This is a genomic window from Tamlana flava (assembly GCF_041287255.1).
GTDB lineage: Bacteria > Bacteroidota > Bacteroidia > Flavobacteriales > Flavobacteriaceae > Tamlana > Tamlana flava.
The window spans coordinates 828,056-848,180 of record NZ_JBGGTX010000002.1 but is presented as its reverse complement, the minus strand read 5'-3'; the positions used below and the strand labels follow the sequence as shown (position 1 = coordinate 848,180).

Sequence of the window (20,125 nt, the reverse complement as noted above, 5' to 3'; positions counted from 1 at the left end):
GCTCACCTTATAATGGAATAATATTAAATTAACCCTTAAATAATTAGGACTCTTTTGAATTGAGTAGCAATAAAGCAGTACACTAAAAAATCATTTTTTTCATTTTTAGCATACTAATAAGCTCCCCTGTTGAGGTGATATTAAGCTTTTTTAAGATGTTCCTTCTGTGTGTATCCACCGTATTTGAACTGATGTTTAATTTCTGAGCAATTTGCTTACTGGTATAATTTAATGCCAACAACCTAATAATATCGCGCTCTCTATTACTTATCCCATCAGTCAATAGCTTTTGTGAAAAATTGTTATAGTAAACCGTATCGTACTCATCATTATCGTTTAAGAATTTTGCAGAAGCGCATACCGGCATCTCTAATTGCGCATTAATAACTGTATAATGTGCCAAACCGATTATTGGCTTTTCATCCAAATCAAATTCTAAAGGCGTTGTATTTTGGATAATATTAACGTATTCGTCTTTGGAATTTTTAAACCGATAGTTCCATGTGTAGCTCATTCTTACTCTATCCTCTAAATCAATTTCAGCCAATGTAAAATTCATCAATTCATTCAAGGCTTTCAACCATTGTTCCAAATCATCAGGGTGTATTCTACTCCAAAAATACTGCATCCCTTTTACCTCCAAATCACTCTTGTCTAACCCTAAACACGTCTTAAAATTTTTACTGACATACTCAAAAGACAAGGCTTGGGTATTGGTGATGCAAAAAAACGTTGAACTGTAAGGGAGAAACGCATCCAATTCAATTATTTTTTCGATATGTTTTTCTAAAGAAGGGCTGTAATATGACTTGAATATTGCTTTATAGGCGGCCTTAACTTTATCGTTAGTCATATGAACGAGAGATTTCGCTACTAAATGTAATAAAAAAACTTGCGAAAACTTGAATTAGTTATAAAAACTTAATTCAAACTAGTGGGTCATACTGGATTCGAACCAGTGACTTCTACCCTGTCAAGGTAACACTCTGAACCAACTGAGTTAATGACCCTTAAATGATTTGATAAATATATGATTTTTTAATCACAGGAAATAAAAAAGCTTCCATTTCTGGAAGCTTTTGTGGGCGCAGAGGGATTCGAACCCCCGACCCCTTGGGTGTAAACCAAGTGCTCTGAACCAACTGAGCTATGCGCCCTTAAATAGGTGTGCAAATATAAGCTAGTTTTTAAAATTGCAAAAACTTTTTCAATAAAAATTCAAATTATTTCTGCCACCACAAACGTACTGCCACCAACAAAAATAAAATCATCTTTTTTTGCATTTTCAAAGGCTGAATTATATGCTTCGGTAACCGAACCGTAAGCCTTACCAATCAATCCATACTTTGAAAATCGCTCCTTTAAAATCTCGGCATCTAACCCTCTCGGGATATCCGGTTTACAGAAATAATAGTTGGCATTCTTTGGCAATAAATCTACTATTGAAGTTATATCTTTATCGTTAACCACCCCAAAAACCATATGAAGGTGTTGAAATCGCTCTTCATTTATTTGCTTCATAACATAGGTTAGACCCTCCTTGTTATGACCCGTATCACAAACAACTTTGGGCTTTAAGCTTAAAATCTGCCAACGGCCCAACAAACCCGTGTTTTTAACCACATTGAGCAAACCTTCTTTTATGTTTTCCTTAGAAATATGAAATCCTTTCTGTCGAAGAACTTTAGTGGTTTGAAGAACGGTTTTAATGTTTCTCGATTGATAACTACCAACCAAATCAGAGACATAGTTTTCGCTTTTTTTCTCATCAGCAAACGTAATTTCAGCACGGTTCTTTTGTGCCAATTCTCTAAAAACAGTTTCCGTTTCCTTTTGCGTTTCCCCAATAACAACCGGCACATTAGGTTTAATTATACCACCCTTTTCATAAGCGATTAGCTCTAAGGTGTCTCCCAAAAATTGAGTGTGGTCCAACCCTATATTAGTAATAACCGATACTTCGGGGTTGATGATATTTGTAGAATCCAATCGGCCGCCCAAACCAACCTCAACAACGGCAATATCAACTTTTTCTCTTGAAAAATAATCGAAAGCCATGCCTACAGTCATCTCAAAAAAAGACAATTGGTGCTTTTCAAAAAAGGTTTTATTTCGTTTCATGAAACCGATAACGAACTGCTTACTAACGTCTTTACCGTTAATTTTTATCCGTTCCCTAAAATCTTTTAAATGCGGAGAAGTATAAAGCCCGACTTTATAGCCAGCTTCTTGTAAAATGGACGCCAGCATATGGCTGGTTGAGCCTTTACCATTTGTACCTGCAACATGAATAGACTTAAAATCCTTTTCAGGAAAACTGAGATGTTCTGATAATTTTAAAGTGTTTGATAAGTCTTTTTTGAAAGCCGCGCTACCCTGGCGCTGATACATAGGAAGTTGCGAGAACATCCACTCCAATGTCTCTGAATAAGTCATTGAATTTATTGACTTAATTGGAAATTAACACTAACAAACCCTATTTGACGTGCTGGTGCATTTGAATCTGCCGGCCATTTATGTGACAAGGCAATCTTTTTAGCAGGTTCCAATAAACATTGGGCATTGTTTGTGGTTCCTTTTATACCTGGTATGGCTTCTACAACATTGCCACTTTGATTAACCACAATTCTAACCACCACAAGTCCAGACTCATTACAATCTTGTTTATATATAGATCTTGAAGGTGCTCCTCTTCCGCCCAGACCATAACCAACACCGCCACTACCAGTGCCTTGTCCTCCAAAGTAACTCGGCGCATAAGGATTTCCATCCAACTGGCCTTTATCACCAGATTGATTATCGTTACCTTCGCTACCTGTTTCGCTACCTTCGGATTTGCTTACACCACCAATCAAAGCATCAAGTTTCCTTTTCTTTTCCTCTTGCTCACGTTTTTCCTTGGCAATTCTTTCAGCCTCTGCTTTTGCCTTGGCTTCTGCGATAGCTTTGGCCTTTGCTTCAGCTTCTTTTTGTTTTTTAATGGCTATTTCTTCAGCATTATCTGCAGTCAATACCTCTTCTTTCACTTCAGAAGCTTTGGCAGGCTCTGGTTCAGCTTTGGAAACATCGGGTTGCGGAAGTTCATTAACCTTTTGAGGCTCAGACTTCACTGGCTTTAAAGGCTGTATGTTACCCCTTCCAAAATCTGAATTTCCGAAGTTAACGGCAACACCATATTCCTCTGGTGGATCCATATATTTTGCACCAACCACAAATAAAAGCAACAAAATAATAAGCGTAATTAACGCCGTTAATTTAGCTGAATTCCGTTCGTGTTTGGTTTCAAAATACTTCATCTTAATTTTTTACAAACTATTATGAGTTAAGCCTTTAAGGAAAGATTTAGTTTGGCTTTACGGCCAATATAACCTTGAATTTGTTTCTATTGGCAATATCCATCACCTTAACCACATTTTCAACAGGCACTGATTTTTCAGCCCTTAACACAATGGTTGGTTTGTCTTCTACCGATAGCAAGGCCAGCAATTCGTTCTCTAAAACGCTTTCACCAACCCTCTTTTGATCGATGTAATAAGTTAAATCGCTTTTTATACTTACCGCAACCGATTTTTTGTTTTCAGTTTTACCACTGGCTTTTGGCAAAATGATATCAATGGCATTGGTAGTCACCAAAGTAGAAGCAATCATAAAAAAGATCAGCAGCAGAAATACAATATCGGTCATTGAAGACATATTGAATTCTGGAGTAACCTTATTTCTTCCTCTAAAATTCATATTATATTGGTTCGTTTAAGTGATCTAAAAACTCAAGCGAATTAGCCTCCATTTGATATACAACCTTATCTGTTCTAACCACTAGGTGGTTGTAAGCTATATAAGCCACAATACCTACGATAAGCCCCGCTACCGTCGTGGTCATGGCGGTATACAAACCTCCGGCTAAAACATCCATCTCAATAGTTCCTCCTGCATTGGCCAATTCAAATATGGCTAATATCATTCCAATTACCGTACCAAGAAATCCAATCATAGGTGCGGCCCCTGAAATTGTTGCCAAAATGCTTACGTTTTTTTCAAGCCCATAAATTTCCAATCGCCCTGCATTTTCAATGGCTGTATTAATATCTGCTAGTGGTTTCCCAATTCTGGAAATACCTTTGCCAATTAATCGAGAAACTGGAGAATTTACTTGTGCGCAAAGCAATTGTGCGGAATCAATCTTGCCATTGCTGACATAATCCTTGATTTGGTTCATGAAATTGGCGTCAACATTTGATGCTGCCTTAATTGCGAAAATGCGCTCGAAATAAATGTATATAGCTCCTACCAATAGCAAAAACAGAACAGCTATTATAACTTGTCCTGCTACGCCTCCACTACTGATTAATTCTATTATTGAGAGTGTTTTTTCAACAGATTCACCTTCAATTGGCATTTCTGCACCTTCTTGTATGTTTTGTATTAATGTTGTAAGCATATAATGTTATTAATTTATTCGCATCTGTATAACGCTTGATTTTTTGCTAAAGTATAATAAAAATCATTTTCAGTAATATTTACCCATATAAAAATGGAAAGATTGGTAAAAAACACCAATCTTTCCATTTTGAATATCGTTGAACCGTAAATTTAAAATAGTGTTCTGGTTACCATAAATGCAGCAGCACCAACCAAGAAGCCTATTAAAGCCAGCCAAGCTATCTTTTTAAGATACCAGAAGAAATCTATTTTTTCCATGCCCATAGCCACAACACCAGCAGCAGAACCAATGATCAGCATACTTCCTCCTGTACCTGCTGAATAAGCGATAAAATGCCAAAGCTCATTATCCATTGGCTCATGAAACATACCCAAACTAGCTGCCACCAAAGGCACGTTGTCAATTACCGCAGAACCAACACCAAGCAACAACACCACGATGTCTGAAACACCTTCGTGTCCTCCTGGGTGAATTTCTGTTCCAAGCATTGGCATATTTTCCTGCAATGACGCCGCAAAGCCGAATAGAATTCCTAAAGATTCCAATGCGGCAACAGCCATTAAAATACCTAGGAAAAACAAGATACTAGGCAATTCTATTTTAGACAATGAATAATGTACGGGGCTATGGTGCGCATGGGCATCACTTTCTTCAGCATGAAATTCAGTCATACTAAATTTTGAACTGCTGTAAATTTCAGCAAATGTAGCAACAACACCCAAAGACAACATCATACCAACGTATGGCGGTAAATGGGTTATCATTTTAAAAATAGGCACAAATACGATGGCTCCCAATCCTAAATAAAGCATGGTTGCACTAAAGCGTGATTTCTTTTTCTCCTCAACGTCCTCTACGTCCAATTCCCCTTTAAAGGCAGGCAAAAACGAAGCAACAAACGTAGGCACTGCCATACATAAAAATGAAGGCACTAATAAATAACCTATTAAATGACCTGTAGATACTTTTTTACCAATCCAAAGCATGGTTGTCGTTACATCGCCTATTGGAGACCAAGCACCACCGGCATTTGCCGCAATAATGATTAACCCAGCATACCAGATACGAACATCCCTTTCCTTAACGATTTTTTGAAGGATTGATATAAGCACAATCGTTGCCGTAAGGTTATCAATAATAGCAGATAGTATAAAAGCCAGAATACTGAAAATCCAAAGAATTTTTGTCTTCTTTTTGGTTTTCACGAAGTCCTTTATAGTAGAAAAACCATCAAAATAATCTATAATTTCAACAATAGTCATGGCGCCCAAAAGAAACACTAAAATCTCGGCCGTTTTCCCTAAATGGTGGAGCAGCGTTTCTTCCATAAGGTGCATCTTCTCATCTGCCCCTAAATCACCAAACCCTTCCAAAAGCGCATGGTTTCCAGAGTCAAACCATTGCGGGAAGGTTTCAAGACCCAAAGCAATTAACGCCCAACAGATAGCCATCATGACCAAGGCTGGTATTAATTTATCTATTCTTAAACTGTGCTCTAGGGTAATGCCCAAATAGCCTATTACAAATACCAAAATAATTGCTGATTCCATATGTTTTCGTGTTAGATGAGTTGTTTTAGCGCAATTTCAAAAGCTGTTGCACTAATCTCCGTTTTGGATTTATTTTTATTGTAAATTTTTTCTAATGCCTCTTTAATTCTGTTGGATGTGTCGTTAAAAATAGCCTCGTCCGTCATTTGCACTTTGCGTTCCATAAAATAAGCAAAAACCCGAGCCATGCCACAGTTTGAAATAAAATCGGGTATCAAACTTACCTTGTAATCAGTATGTTCCATTATGGGCCCAAAAAATATTTCTTTATCAGCAAATGGCACGTTGGCACCGCAAGATATGACCTCCAAACCACTATCAATCATTTCGTCTATTTGATGAATGGTAACCAATCGGGATGCGGCACAAGGTGCAAAAATTTCCGTTTTTAATGACCATATTTTTTTATTTATTTCCTCAAAGGGAATTAAATTTTCAGCAACAAGTGTATTTCCTTTTTTCGCAAGAAAAAGTTTTGAAACATCTTCAAAAGTAAAACCTTCTTCGTTTATCAACCCGCCTACAACATCAATAATGCCAACTATTTTAGCACCCATTTGGGACAGATAAAATGCAGCGGCAGCTCCAACATTTCCAAAACCCTGAACAACCGCCCGTTTGCCTTTTATTGAGCCTCCATAAATATTATAATACTGCCTCACAGCTTCAGCCACCCCAAAACCCGTTATCATATCGGCCACAGTGTATTTTCTCAAAACACTTGGTGAGAAATAAGGGTTTTCAATAACCTTAATGACACCTTGGCGCAACTGTCCTATTCGGTTTATTTTATCGGCTTCGGTCGGCTTGAAATAACCATTAAAAACACCTTCCTGAGGATGCCACACGCCACTTTCTTCTGTAATAGGTATGACCTCATGTATTTCATCAACATTTAAATCGCCCCCTGTACCGTAATAACTTTTCAGCAACGGTGAAACGGCCATAAACCAACGTTCTAAAACCCCTTTCTTTCTGGGGTCCTTTGGGTCGAAATTAATCCCAGACTTTGCTCCGCCTATTGGTGGACCCGAAACAGTAAATTTGATTTCCATGGTTTTTGCCAACGATAAAACCTCGTTCATATCAAGGCCTTTACGCATTCTTGTACCACCACCGGAAGCACCACCACGTAATGAATTTATAACCACCCAACCCTCTGCTTCCGTCTTGGAATCTTTCCAATTAAAAACAATTTCGGGTACTTTATTTTCATATTTTTTTAATAATTCTTTCATCTCTATTCTTAAAACTGATTCACTATTGCTTACTATAAAAACTTCTTTGAAATTAAATTAAGCGTAGCTAAAGCTGATTCATTTTAGAGAAATTAAATTATTAATGTAACAAATATAAAAAACTAAAAATCCTTAAAGATTAAATTTAGATAAAATTTAAGGATGATAGACGATGCCTGAACTGTGGTCTTTTGAAGCCCCCGTTACATTTTGCAAACAGTTTGCTTCTCCACGAAGTTTTAACACGCCAAGAAATCCAAAAACGAGCGCTTCCTTGAATTCAACAACCTGATTTTCAGGAATAATTATTTTGCTTTTAGAATGGAATTTGATTCTCTCCATTAAATATGTGTTGTACGCCCCTCCTCCGGTAACCAAAAGCGATGTGTCATTTTTTTGTTTGATTACTGAAGCTATTTGAATGGCAATGTGTTCAACAAATGTGTTTAGAACGTCTTTGACCTCCAATTGAAAACCATCAATAAGTGGAAAAATATTGGTTTTCACCCATTCCAATCCCAAAGATTTTGGGTGCTTTTGCGCATAAAAATCAAGGCCATTCAATTGATAAAGAAGCGTTGTATCCAACTTTCCTGAAGAGGCTATTTGTCCACCATCATCAAAATCAAAACCTAACTGATTTACATAACGGTTCAGCACAATGTTCACAGGGCAAATATCAAAAGCAATTCGAGATTTGCTTATCTCTGTTGAAATATTGGCGAACCCACCCAAATTCAAACAAAAACCGTATTCAGAAAACAACAACTTATCACCAATGGGGACTAACGGCGCTCCTTGACCACCTAGCTTAACATCATCAACTCTAAAATCACAAACCACGGTTTCATTTAAAATCTTGGCTATTTTAGGCAAATTGCCAATTTGAAGTGTTAGCTTTTTCTCAGGTTGGTGCAAAGCCGTGTGCCCATGGGAGCAAACTGCATCAATATTTTTGATGTCGTTTTTAAGAATGAAATCTTTAATGATAAGGGCCAAAAACTCGGTATAATCTTCATCTATTTCCTTTAAGTCTTTCAATGAAAGTGACACTAAATTGCTCAGGGTATCACGCCATTTTTTGGGATAGGCAATAGTTTCAGCAATAAGAATCTCAAAACGCCAAAAACCATCAAAATAGAACTTGGCCTGAACCAAATCGATACCATCTAATGAGGTTCCAGACATTACGCCAACTACATGATATTCGCTTTTTATCATACAGAGCAAAAATAATAATCCCATTAAATATTTAACAGTAAAAAGCTATATTTGTAAATATTTTTTATTAAAAACACAAAATATTTGTCAATTATGGATTTTAGCCTTTCAGAAGAACACCTAATGATTCGAGATGCGGCTCGCGATTTTGCTCAAACTGAACTCCTTCCTGGGGTGATTGAACGTGATGAAAAACAACATTTCCCCAAAGAGCTTGTCAAAAAAATAGGTGATTTGGGCTTTTTGGGCATTATGGTAGACCCAAAATATGGTGGAAGTGGCATGGATGCCATTTCCTATGTGCTCATTATGGAAGAATTGTCTAAAATAGATGCCTCTGCCTCTGTAATTGTTTCCGTTAATAACTCTTTGGTCTGCTACGGGCTGGAGGCTTATGGTAGCGAAGAACAAAAAGAAAAATACTTGACTAAACTGGCTACAGGCGAATTTATTGGGGCTTTTTGTTTGAGCGAACCCGAAGCTGGAAGCGATGCCACGTCTCAAAGAACAACGGCTATTGATAAAGGTGACCATTATGTTCTTAACGGCACAAAAAACTGGATAACCAATGGTGGCCGTGCCGATGTTTATATTGTTATTGCCCAAACCGATAGAGATAAAGGTTCGCATGGCATCAATGCCTTTATTGTTGAAAAAGGCATGGAAGGTTTTCATGTGGGGCCTAAAGAAGATAAATTGGGCATTCGCGGAAGCGACACGCACACCCTTCAATTTAATGATGTTAAAGTTCCCAAATCCAACCGAATTGGCCCCAACGGTTCTGGGTTTAGATTTGCCATGAAAACCCTTTCAGGCGGTCGTATAGGCATTGCATCGCAGGCATTGGGTATAGCATCCGGCGCTTACGAATTGGCTCTTAAATATTCCAAAGAGCGCAAAGCTTTCGGCACCGAAATTTGCAACCACCAAGCCATTGCCTTTAAATTGGCCGATATGTACACCGACATTGAAGCAGCACGTATGTTGGTAATGAAAGCAGCTTGGGACAAAGATAATGGCAATAATTACGACAAAAGCAGCGCCATGGCAAAACTATACGCCTCAACCGTAGCCATGAAACATACCGTTGAGGCCGTTCAAATTCACGGTGGAAATGGTTTTGTAAAAGAATACCACGTTGAGCGTTTAATGCGCGATGCCAAAATAACCCAGATTTATGAGGGCACTTCTGAAATTCAAAAAATTGTGATTTCTAGGAGTTTGATTCGGGAATAAAAGGGGCATTACTAACTATTTAATCTTCACAACAAAATACCTTCAGCCCAAAAATCTCAACAAATTTTGTTAAGTCCAAATAAACATGTCGACTTAACAAAGCAGATTTATATCTTTAGACCAAAATACACAGATGCAAAAAACATACTACGACCCCGCCGATTTAAGAAAATTTGGAAAAATTAGCGAATGGAACGAGGAATTGGGCAGCAAATTCTTTGACTACTACAATTCTGTTTTTGAAGATGGCGCCCTTACTGCCAGAGAAAAATCGTTAATCGCCTTAGCCGTAGCGCACACCATTCAATGCCCTTATTGTATTGACGCCTATACAGGTGATGGCCTTAAACGCGGCATCACCAAAGAAGAAATGATGGAAGCTTTGCACGTAGCAGGAGCTATTCGTGGTGGTGCATCGTTGGTACACGGTGTACAAATGATGAACAAAGTAAATAAATTGGATATGTGAATCGATTTTAAGAGTTACGATGTATGATTTTAGAGTTTTTTCTCAATCGTTATTCGTAATTCTTAAATCAAAAATCAAAAAATGATTAAATCCTTACATAAACGTGAAAGTGCACTTGCCAACTCAAAAAGGCAATTGGAAATTTTGTCCAATGGTATTTTTCAGTACGGTGATTTACCCACTTTTAAAAACAAAATTGCAGAGACGGGACAATTTCCGCTTAAAGCAAAAAAACTGGAAATTCTTCAGATAAATGTGGGTTATATGTGCAATCAAGTTTGCGCACATTGCCATGTTGATGCCGGTCCTGACCGAAAGGAAATCATGAGCAAGGAAACTATGGAACAGTGCTTGGAGGTCATAAAAAATACCGAGGCACATACTTTAGATTTAACGGGTGGCGCTCCAGAAATGAACCCTAATTTCAGATGGTTTGTGGAAGAAGCGGCAAAAGTTGGTATTAAGGATTTCATTGTTCGGTCTAACTTAACCATTATCAAAGCCAACAAAAAATATCACGATTTACCTGAGTTTTTTAAAAAATACAATATTCATGTGGTTAGTTCCATGCCACATTGGACACGCGGAAAAACGGACAAACAGCGTGGCGAAGGTGTTTTTAACACATCCATCGAAGCGCTTAAAATGTTAAATTCCGTAGGGTATGGCATGCCAAACAGTCCGCTAAGATTAGATTTGGTTTATAATCCATCTGGGGCATTTTTACCGGGAAATCAAGCTTCAATGGAAATGGATTTCAAAAAAGCATTAAAAGAAGATTTTGATATTCAATTCCACAATTTGTTTGCCATTACCAACCTTCCAATTAGCAGGTTTTTAGACTACCTCATCGCCTCGGAAAATTATGAAGATTACATGTATGAGTTGGTTGAAGCCTACAACCCTGCAGCCGTTGAAAACGTAATGTGTACCAATACGCTTTCCGTTAGCTGGGATGGCTATTTGTACGATTGCGACTTTAACCAAATGTTGGAATTGCCGATTAATGGTAAAACCAAACATATTTCGGAATACAACGAAACCCTTTTGGAGGGCAGAGATATCGTAATTTCTCAACATTGTTATGGTTGTACTGCAGGTGCCGGAAGCAGTTGCCAAGGTACGGTTGCCTAATTAAATAATATGAAGCAGTTTCTTTTTTATCTTATTATTCTAGTGTCATCCGTGAGTTTTTCGCAACAAAAGCTTTCAAAATTATTAAAACATTATAATACCGAAAGCATCCCTTATATCAATGCTGAATCGTTGAGAACTTCCGCAGAAAATACTATTTTACTTGATTCTAGAGAAGAAAAAGAATACCTCGTCAGTCATCTTAAAAACGCCATTTTTGTGGGATACGATAACTTTAGTTTAGATTCGGTTCAACAAAAAATAGCCGATAAAAATTCAAGCATTGTGGTTTATTGCTCTCTCGGCGTTCGGTCTGAAGATATTGCCGAAAAACTTAAAAAAGCGGGCTACACCAATGTTAAAAACCTGTACGGTGGTATTTTTGAATGGAAAAATCAAGATTTCCCCGTTTATAATAAAAAAGGACAAGAAACCGATAGCATCCATGCCTTTTCCAAAAGCTGGAGCAAATGGCTTATCAAAGGAATAAAAATATATGAGTAAAGCCCTTGTTATCGTTTTTGTAAAGAATATTGAACTTGGAAAAGTAAAAACTCGGCTTGCCAAATCTATTGGCAACCAAGCTGCATTGGAGGTCTATAAAGAACTCGTAAAAGTCGCAGAAAATGCTACTAAAAATCTTTCGGCAGATAAGCGTGCATATTTCTCCGATTCAATTGTAAACAATGAATGGAAAGGCTATCACAAAACCATTCAGAAGGGCAAAGACCTCGGCGAGCGGATGAAAAATGCTTTTGAAGATGGTTTTGAAGACGGCTACGAGCGTATCGTTTTGATTGGCACAGATTTACCCGAAATATCAGAAGAACTTATTAATAATGGTTTAAAGGCTCTAAATAAAACTGATACCGTTTTTGGCCCAGCCCAAGACGGCGGGTATTACTTGATTGGGATTAACAAGATGTGCGATTTCATCTTTGAAAACAAACCTTGGAGCCAATCTAATTTATTGCAAGAAACTCTTCAACAGTTAACCAAAAACCGCCTTACATTTACTACTTTAGAGACTTTGAATGACATTGATACTTTTGAAGATTTAATGGCTTCAGAATTCTATCAATCCAACCATAAATTGAAAGAAAAAATTCAACATTTAAATGATTAAACACATAGAAGAAACAGTTGATTATTTAAAAGGCAAAGGCTTTGAAACTCCTGAAATAGGTATCATTTTGGGCACAGGATTGGGGCAACTCATAGAGCATATTGAAATTATAAAGGAAGCAAGCTACAACCATATTCCCAATTTCCCAACAGCTACTGTAGAATTCCACAAAGGCAAACTCATCTACGGAAAATTGGCCGGAAAAACCGTGGTGGTCATGCAGGGACGTTTCCATGTCTATGAAGGCTACAGCCTGCAAGATGTTACTTATCCGGTTCGCATTATGGAAAAATTGGGTATACACACCCTATTGGTTTCAAACGCTGCTGGAGCCATTAACCTTAACTTTAAAAAAGGCGAGTTAATGCTTATTGAAGACCACGTTAATCTTCAAGGCAGTTCGCCATTGGCCTTTAAGGGTGTTGAGTTTTTAGGCGAACGCTTTACAGACATGAGCATGCCTTATGATGCTGAAATCAACAGCAAGTTTAAAAACATCGCCAAAGCCAACAATATTAAATTGCACGAAGGAGTTTATGCCAGCGTTGTTGGCCCACAACTGGAAACCCGTGCAGAATACCGCATGCTGAAAACCCTTGGCGCAGATGCTGTGGGCATGAGTACGGTCCCTGAAATTATTGTTGCCAATCATTTAAAATTAAAAGCGGCAGCGGTGTCAGTTTTAACAGATGAATGCGACCCAGACTATCTGGAACCTGTTGACATTAATGATATCATTGCCTATGCAGCAAAAGCAGAACCAGAAATGATTATATTATTTAAAGAATTAATTAAAACAATATAGAATCAAGATTTTCTGAATCAAGAATCAAGAAAAACTTTTAAAGGTCTTGGCTTCTGGATCTTGCTTCTTCTATCTAAAAAAACAATGAGCTACTTAGAAACCACACATAACGTCTACAAAGAAGCAGCATTAACACCAGATGTTGGATTATGTTGCACCACAAATCCTGTTTGGGAATTACCTGGATTGAAAATCCCAAAAATCATGCAAGAGATGAACTATGGTTGTGGTTCCACAGTGCATGCCCGTGATTTAACCAACAATCCAAAAATGTTATACGTTGGTGTAGGTGGCGGCATGGAACTATTGCAGCTTGCTTATTTTAACCGTCAAAAAGAGGGCGTAATTGGGGTTGATGTAGTAGATGAAATGTTGGAAGCGTCACGCAAAAATTTTATTGAGGCTGAAAAATTAAATCCTTGGTTTAAAAAGGAATTTGTCACCTTAAAAAAAGGAAATGCCTTAAACCTTCCAGTGCCCGACAACAGCATTGATGTAGCCGCCCAAAACTGCTTGTTCAATATTTTTAAATCGGAAGACTTAAAAAAAGCCATTGCCGAAATGTACCGGGTTTTAAAACCCCATGGACGTTTGGTTATGAGCGACCCTACTTGTGAGCAACCCATGAATGATGCCTTAAGAAATGATGATAGGTTGCGCGCTTTGTGTTTAAGTGGTAGTCTGCCTATTGCAGAATATGTAAAAATGCTAACAGATGCGGGTTTTGGTACTATAGAAATTCGTGCTCGTAAACCGTATCGCGTATTAGCCCCGAAACACTACGCTACAGACAAACTGATTTATATTGAATCCATTGAAGTTGCTGCAATTAAAGACCCAATGCCGGAAGACGGCCCTTGCATTTTCACTGGAAAAACAGCCATTTATTTTGGTGACAACCCTTTTGTTGACGATAAAAAAGGGCATATTTTATTGCAAAACCAACCGTTGGCCATTTGTGAAAAAACGGCAGCCGCTTTAGCAAGTTTAAATCGGGATGATATTTTTATAAGCGAATCTACTTATCATTACGATGGTGGCGGATGCTGCTAAAAAAGCTTTTTTTAGATTGAAAAATAGCCGCGGAAGTAAATAAACTTAATAATGAAATACATCAACCTTATTATAGTTTTTACTATTTCTTTGGCAAGCAGCAGCGCCCAAGTTGCTAAGACTTCAATTGAACCCTCTCTAGAATTTAATCAAATTCTAACTAAAAGGGCTATGCCTGCTCATCAGTTGTTTGATGAACTTTTACAAAAACATGTTTCAGATGATGGTGTTGTTAATTATAAATCGTTTAAAACCGAATACAAAAAATTGCTTGACTACATTCATGTTTTGAGTTTAATGCATAATTATGAAAGTTTTCTAACCCTATCAAAAGAGGAAAAACTGGCCTATTGGATAAACGCTTACAATGCTTTGAGCATCGATTTAGTTTTACGCCATTACCCCATTAAAAGCATAAAAGACATTAAAAACCCATGGGAACAACGCCTTTGGAAATTAGGTGACAGCATGTACAGTTTAAATAAAATTGAACATGATATTCTCAGAAAAATGAATGAACCCCGAATTCATTTTGCTATTGTTTGTGCTTCCTATTCCTGCCCAAAATTATTGAACGAAGCATTTACGACGCCAAAATTAGAGAAGCAACTAACCGAGGTTACAAAAGAATTTCTGAATGATTCCAGACGAAATGAAATATCTGAAAACAAACTAAAGCTTTCAAAAATTTTTCAGTGGTTTACTAAAGATTTTGAACAAAACGGCAGCTTAATTGATTTTTTAAATCAGTATTCGGACATTAAAATTTCATCGAAAGCAAAAAAATCCTTTAAAGAGTACAACTGGAGTCTGAATGAATAAAATTTCAATAATTATTCCCATTTTAAACGAAGCCGAATTTATCGAGAAATCGCTCAGGAACATCATAACCAATTCAAAACAACAAAATGTTTCAGAAATTATTGTGGTTGACGGCGGGAGCACAGATAACTCAATACATTTGGTTTCAAACTTCAATAACGTTATTCTTTTAAGTTCTGAAAAAGGTCGGGCCAAACAAATGAATCTCGGCGCTAAACGCGCTACAGGAAACATCCTTTATTTTTTACATGCCGATTCTTTTCCGCCCAAGAACTTTGACCAACATATTATTGATGAAATAGAAAAAGGCAACCAAGCCGGTTGTTTTAGAATGCAATTTGACAGCAACCATTGGTGGTTGCGCTTGGCCAGTTGGCTAACCCAATTTAAATGGCGCGCCTGCAGAGGTGGTGACCAAAGCCAATTTATTACTAAAACCCTTTTCAATGAAATAGGAGGTTACGATGAGCGCTACAATATTTATGAAGACAATATTTTAATCAATGAATTGTATAAACGAAAACAATTTGTGGTCATTAACAAAAAACTAAATACATCAGCCAGAATGTACCAAAAACAAGGCATTTGGAAATTGCAATACCTCTATTGGTCTATTTACGTTAAAAAGTGGTTTGGCGCAGATGCAGAAAGTTTACACAGTTATTACAAAACATATATTTCCTAAAAATCAAATTTTATTCCTCCCTTTTTCATTCGGATATAAACTGGGCAAGTTATCGCTTTGCCAAAACTCTTTTGTCTCAACATCAATACCCGTTAGTTTTCCTTTAAATGCCGCACCAGTATCGATGTTCCAAACGTTTACGGCGCGCATGGGCTCATCACAATTAAAGTTGGTAGTTGGTGTATGTCCAATAAATATTTCTGTGTAATGTTTCAACCTATTGGGATATAATTCAGAATCTTTTTCAATACTTTTATCCATGGTCAATGCCATTTCCCAAAGCGTTCTGTCAAAATACAATGTGGTTTGAAAAACTTCCCTTTCCACACCGTGCATCGAGGTGAATCCGGCATGTAAAAACAGCCGGTTTTTATCATCAAGATGGTACATTTTTAAATTTTCAAAAAATGTTAAGTGCGCCCTTTTTACCTCCTTGGTAAATCCTGTATAACTCTCCATGGTTTCCTTTCCTCCATGAATGTACCATGTCATATTCACTTCGCCATCACGAAGCCACTCCTCACACCAAACATCATGATTACCCTTTATGAAAACACAATTTATTTTTTCTGAAAGTTTCATTAAAAATTGGATAACCTGTGCCGATTCGCTCCAACCATCTACATAATCACCCATAAAGATTAAGGTGTCTTCATCTTTTACCTCCATTTTATTTAAAACTTGAATCAGTGCTTTTAAACCGCCGTGAATGTCTCCTATTGCTAAAACGCGCATAATTTTTATTTTCAACAAAACTAATTGTTTCCCTTTATAATAATCAAGAAGAATATTAAAATATGTTTAAAAATGATTAACAATCACGAACTTAAATTCGTAATTTAAGCACGCTATTATTAGACAAACTAACTCACTTCTCATGAAAATAAAGAAAGTTTTAGTCGCTAATCGCGGTGAAATTGCCATTAGAATTTTTAGGGCCTGTACGGAAATTAATGTGAAAACCATTGGTATTTACACCTATGAGGATCGTTACTCGCTTCACCGTTACAAATCTGACGAGTCTTATCAAATTGGTGAAGACAACGAACCTTTAAAACCCTATTTGGACATCAAGGCCATCATAAAAATTGCCCTTGAAAATGAGGTTGATGCCATTCATCCCGGTTATGGCTTCCTTTCTGAAAATGCAAATTTTGCTCAAGCATGCGAGGATAACGGCATTATTTTCGTCGGGCCGAAAGTATCGGTTTTAAAAGCATTGGGTGATAAAATTAAAGCCAAGGAAGTGGCCATTGCAAACCAAATTCCCATTATAAAAAGTAATGAAAAGTCATTAAAAGATGTGAAAGTTGCTATTTTTGAGGCCAAAAAAATTGGTTATCCCATCATGCTCAAAGCAGCATCGGGTGGCGGTGGACGTGGCATGCGGGTGATAAGAAATGAGGAAGAATTAAAAAAAGCCTATACCGAAAGCAAACGCGAAGCCTTGAACGCTTTTGGTGACGACACTGTATTTTTAGAAAAGTTTGTTGAAAACCCAAAACATATTGAAATTCAAATTGTTGCCGACAGCCATGGCAATATTGTCCATCTTTTTGAGCGCGACTGTTCGGTGCAGAGGCGCTACCAAAAAGTTATTGAATTTGCGCCTTCTTACGGGCTAAAGGATGAAACCAAAAACGCCCTTTACGATTATGCAATTAAAATTTGTAGTGCAGTTAATTATAACAATATTGGGACAGTGGAGTTTTTGGTAGATGATGACGATTCCATCTATTTTATTGAGGTAAACCCCAGAATTCAGGTGGAACATACGGTTACCGAAGTGATTACCAACATAGATTTGGTAAAAACCCAATTATTTATTGCTGGTGGTTATAAACTTTCTGACGAGCAAATAAAAATTGCTAACCAAGAATCTATTAACATCAATGGTTATGCTTTGCAATGCCGCATAACAACCGAAGACCCACAAAACGATTTTAAACCAGATTACGGAACAGTTTCTGCCTACCGAAGTGCTTCTGGTTTTGGTATTCGATTGGATGCAGGCAGCATATACCAAGGCGCCAAGATTTCACCTTTTTTTGACTCCATGTTGGTAAAGGTTACAGCCAATAGTAGAACTTTAGATGGTGCCAGTAGAAAAATTCGTCGTGCCTTGGCAGAGTTTAGAATTCGTGGAGTAAAAACCAATATGCCATTTTTAGATAATATTCTGATTCATGAAACTTTCAGAAAAGGTTTGGTCACTGTTAATTTTATTAAACAAAATCCAGACTTATTTAAATTTAAGGCACCTAGAAATAGGGCCACTAAATTAATCACCTATCTGGGCAATATTATTGTAAACGGAAATCCTGATGTTAAAAAAATTGAACACGACAAAATATTTGTAAAACCCAAAGTCCCCAAGTTTGATGTTAACAGTGGTTATCCAGAAGGCACCAAAGATTTACTGACTAAATTAGGACCCGAAAAATTCTCAGAATGGCTTAAAAATGACAAGAAAGTCCATTTTACGGATACTACTATGCGTGATGCCCACCAAAGCTTACTGGCTACCCGCATGCGAACTTTCGATATGCTAAAAGTAGCTGAGGGCTATGCAAGAAACCATCCTGAAATTTTCAGCATGGAAGTTTGGGGCGGTGCCACTTTTGATGTCTGCCTGCGTTTTTTACAAGAAAACCCTTGGGAAAGGTTGCGTTTATTGCGCAAAGCCATGCCCAATTTGTTACTGCAAATGCTTATTCGTGGTTCAAATGGTGTGGGGTACAAAGCTTATTCCGATAATTTAATCGGTGAATTTGTTGAGCATTCTTGGGAGAACGGTGTAGACGTATTTAGAATTTTCGATTCCCTAAACTGGATGAAATCATTGGCACCTTGCATCGAGCATGTAAGAACCAGAACCAAAGGTTTGGCAGAGGGTTCTATCTGCTACACCAACGATATTTTAAACCCGGAAAATAAAAAATATGATCTAAAATATTATGTCAATTTGGCCAAAGAACTTGAAAATGCCGGCGCCCATATTTTGGGGGTGAAAGATATGGCCGGTTTATTGAAACCATATGCGGCTTTCGAGCTCATTTCCGCACTAAAATCAGAGTTAAAAATTCCTGTTCATCTGCATACACATGATACGTCTTCCATTCAAGCGGCAACTTATTTAAAAGCTATTGAAGCCGGCGTTGATGTAGTTGATGTTGCCCTTGGCGGGTTGTCAGGATTAACCTCGCAACCCAATTTCAATTCGGTGGTTGAAATGTTAAAATTTCAAGACAGAGCTACAGATATAAACATTGATTCTTTAAATGAATATTCTAACTATTGGGAAACTGTAAGAGAATATTATTACCCATTTGAATCTGGGTTAAAAGCAGGTTCCGGTGAAGTTTTTAGACATGAAATTCCTGGTGGGCAATATTCCAATTTAAAGCCACAGGCAAGGGCTTTGGGGCTTGAAGACCGTTTTCATGAAATCACACAAATGTACAGCGATGTGAATACGCTTTTTGGCGACATTGTAAAAGTAACGCCAAGCTCTAAGGTGGTTGGCGATATGGCCCAATTTTTAGTGAGCAATAACTTAACCATACAAGATGTTATGGAAAAGGGTGAAACCTTATCCTTTCCACAATCGGTGGTTGATTTTTTTAAAGGTGATTTAGGGCAGCCTGTTGGTGGATTTCCAAAAAAACTTCAAAAAATAGTTCTGAAAGACCAAAAACCTTATTCCGATAGGCCTAACGCACATATGCCTCCATTAGATCTTGAAAAGGAATATGAAGATTTTAAAAAAATCTTCGAACAAGATTTGAGCAGAACGATTGAGTACACGGATTTTCTGTCCTATCAACTGTACCCCAAAGTATTTACAGATGCTTACAACCTGCATTTAAAATATGACAACCTTATGAACTTACCAACCAAAAATTTCTTCTATGGCATGGAAATAGGTGAAGAAATAATTGTTGAGGTGGACAAAGGAAAGCGACTTTTAATTACCCTTGAATCTGTTGGGCAACCAAACAGCGACGGTCTGGTAACGGTATATTTTAAATTGAACGGGCAAGGCAGAAGTGTTCAAATTAAGGACAATGCCATAAAGGTGGACAAAGTTGAACATGTTAAAGTTGATAAGGCTGATGTTAACCAAATTGGGGCGCCATTGCAAGGCATGCTGTCGACTATCTTGGTTAAACGGGGAGATAAAGTAACCAAAAATCAACCTTTGTTCGTTATAGAAGCCATGAAAATGGAAACAACCATTACCGCAAATGCTGATGCAACGGTCAAAAAAATCACCCTGCAAACAGGAATTATGGTAAATGCCGATGATTTGGTTATAGTTTTGGACTAATAGCCGGCACCTTTA

The 20,125-nt window shown here is 37.5% G+C and carries 19 protein-coding genes and 2 tRNA genes; 10 read left to right on the top strand and 11 right to left on the bottom strand.

The window, feature by feature from the left end; translation table 11 throughout:
* Positions 1-82 precede the first annotated feature (82 nt).
* The 10 genes from ACB104_RS08270 to ACB104_RS08225 form a co-directional block, all read right to left on the bottom strand.
* Positions 83-853 (bottom strand): LuxR C-terminal-related transcriptional regulator, encoded by a 771-nt coding sequence (locus tag ACB104_RS08270; RefSeq protein WP_370477816.1) that lies wholly within the window; start codon positions 851-853, stop codon positions 83-85.
* An 82-nt stretch (positions 854-935) separates the two neighbouring features.
* Positions 936-1,010, bottom strand: a tRNA-Val gene (locus tag ACB104_RS08265).
* 72 nt (positions 1,011-1,082) lie between these two features.
* Positions 1,083-1,157, bottom strand: a tRNA-Val gene (locus ACB104_RS08260).
* Between the two features lie 61 nt (positions 1,158-1,218).
* Entirely contained in the window at positions 1,219-2,436 is a 1,218-nt protein-coding gene (locus ACB104_RS08255; protein WP_370477814.1) for a bifunctional folylpolyglutamate synthase/dihydrofolate synthase, read from the bottom strand.
* A gap of 5 nt (positions 2,437-2,441) precedes the next feature.
* A complete protein-coding gene (locus ACB104_RS08250; protein ID WP_370477813.1) occupies positions 2,442-3,296 on the bottom strand; it encodes an energy transducer TonB in 855 nt (284 codons plus the stop codon).
* Between the two features lie 46 nt (positions 3,297-3,342).
* On the bottom strand, positions 3,343-3,735 hold the full coding sequence (locus ACB104_RS08245; RefSeq protein WP_370477812.1) for an ExbD/TolR family protein: 393 nt from the start codon (positions 3,733-3,735) through the stop codon (positions 3,343-3,345).
* A gap of 1 nt (position 3,736) precedes the next feature.
* A complete protein-coding gene (locus ACB104_RS08240; RefSeq protein WP_370477811.1) occupies positions 3,737-4,438 on the bottom strand; it encodes a MotA/TolQ/ExbB proton channel family protein in 702 nt (233 codons plus the stop codon).
* Positions 4,439-4,590: 152 nt separating this feature from the next.
* On the bottom strand, positions 4,591-5,991 hold the full coding sequence (gene nhaD / locus ACB104_RS08235; RefSeq protein WP_370477810.1) for a sodium:proton antiporter NhaD: 1,401 nt from the start codon (positions 5,989-5,991) through the stop codon (positions 4,591-4,593).
* Between the two features lie 11 nt (positions 5,992-6,002).
* Positions 6,003-7,229 carry a Glu/Leu/Phe/Val dehydrogenase dimerization domain-containing protein gene (locus ACB104_RS08230; RefSeq protein WP_370477809.1) on the bottom strand — a complete coding sequence of 409 codons (1,227 nt, stop codon included), beginning with the start codon at positions 7,227-7,229 and terminating at the stop codon, positions 6,003-6,005.
* 156 nt (positions 7,230-7,385) lie between these two features.
* Complete coding sequence (locus ACB104_RS08225; protein WP_370477808.1) at positions 7,386-8,474, bottom strand: anhydro-N-acetylmuramic acid kinase; 1,089 nt, start codon at positions 8,472-8,474, stop codon at positions 7,386-7,388.
* A gap of 69 nt (positions 8,475-8,543) precedes the next feature.
* Between ACB104_RS08225 and ACB104_RS08220 the strand changes: the two genes are divergently transcribed.
* The 9 genes from ACB104_RS08220 to ACB104_RS08180 all read left to right on the top strand — a co-directional run bounded on the left by ACB104_RS08220 (position 8,544) and on the right by ACB104_RS08180 (position 15,780).
* Complete coding sequence (locus ACB104_RS08220; RefSeq protein WP_370477807.1) at positions 8,544-9,686, top strand: acyl-CoA dehydrogenase; 1,143 nt, start codon at positions 8,544-8,546, stop codon at positions 9,684-9,686.
* A gap of 133 nt (positions 9,687-9,819) precedes the next feature.
* Positions 9,820-10,155 (top strand): arsenosugar biosynthesis-associated peroxidase-like protein, encoded by a 336-nt coding sequence (locus ACB104_RS08215; RefSeq protein WP_370477806.1) that lies wholly within the window; start codon positions 9,820-9,822, stop codon positions 10,153-10,155.
* A gap of 81 nt (positions 10,156-10,236) precedes the next feature.
* A complete protein-coding gene (gene arsS / locus ACB104_RS08210) occupies positions 10,237-11,289 on the top strand; it encodes an arsenosugar biosynthesis radical SAM (seleno)protein ArsS (RefSeq protein ID WP_370477805.1) in 1,053 nt (350 codons plus the stop codon).
* A 9-nt stretch (positions 11,290-11,298) separates the two neighbouring features.
* On the top strand, positions 11,299-11,793 hold the full coding sequence (locus ACB104_RS08205; RefSeq protein ID WP_370477804.1) for a rhodanese-like domain-containing protein: 495 nt from the start codon (positions 11,299-11,301) through the stop codon (positions 11,791-11,793).
* Entirely contained in the window at positions 11,786-12,415 is a 630-nt protein-coding gene (locus ACB104_RS08200; RefSeq protein WP_370477803.1) for a TIGR04282 family arsenosugar biosynthesis glycosyltransferase, read from the top strand. The genes ACB104_RS08205 and ACB104_RS08200 overlap by 8 nt, the downstream gene beginning before the upstream one ends.
* Positions 12,408-13,220, top strand: a complete 813-nt coding sequence (locus tag ACB104_RS08195) for a purine-nucleoside phosphorylase (RefSeq protein ID WP_370477802.1) — start codon at positions 12,408-12,410, stop codon at positions 13,218-13,220. The genes ACB104_RS08200 and ACB104_RS08195 overlap by 8 nt, the downstream gene beginning before the upstream one ends.
* Before the next feature lie 84 nt (positions 13,221-13,304).
* Complete coding sequence (gene arsM, locus ACB104_RS08190) at positions 13,305-14,273, top strand: arsenosugar biosynthesis arsenite methyltransferase ArsM (protein ID WP_370477801.1); 969 nt, start codon at positions 13,305-13,307, stop codon at positions 14,271-14,273.
* Between the two features lie 51 nt (positions 14,274-14,324).
* Entirely contained in the window at positions 14,325-15,095 is a 771-nt protein-coding gene (locus ACB104_RS08185) for a DUF547 domain-containing protein (protein WP_370477800.1), read from the top strand.
* The gene (locus ACB104_RS08180) at positions 15,088-15,780 is read left to right on the top strand and encodes a TIGR04283 family arsenosugar biosynthesis glycosyltransferase (RefSeq protein ID WP_370477799.1); all 693 of its coding nucleotides are present in this window, start codon (positions 15,088-15,090) and stop codon (positions 15,778-15,780) included. The genes ACB104_RS08185 and ACB104_RS08180 overlap by 8 nt, the downstream gene beginning before the upstream one ends.
* A 3-nt stretch (positions 15,781-15,783) precedes the next feature.
* On the opposite strand, the gene ACB104_RS08175 is transcribed toward ACB104_RS08180, so the two are convergent.
* Entirely contained in the window at positions 15,784-16,515 is a 732-nt protein-coding gene (locus ACB104_RS08175) for a metallophosphoesterase family protein (RefSeq protein ID WP_370477798.1), read from the bottom strand.
* Positions 16,516-16,657: 142 nt separating this feature from the next.
* Here ACB104_RS08175 and ACB104_RS08170 point away from each other — a divergent pair, with 142 nt between their 5' ends.
* A complete protein-coding gene (locus tag ACB104_RS08170; RefSeq protein WP_370477797.1) occupies positions 16,658-20,110 on the top strand; it encodes a pyruvate carboxylase in 3,453 nt (1,150 codons plus the stop codon).
* The last annotated feature ends 15 nt before the right edge of the window (positions 20,111-20,125 follow it).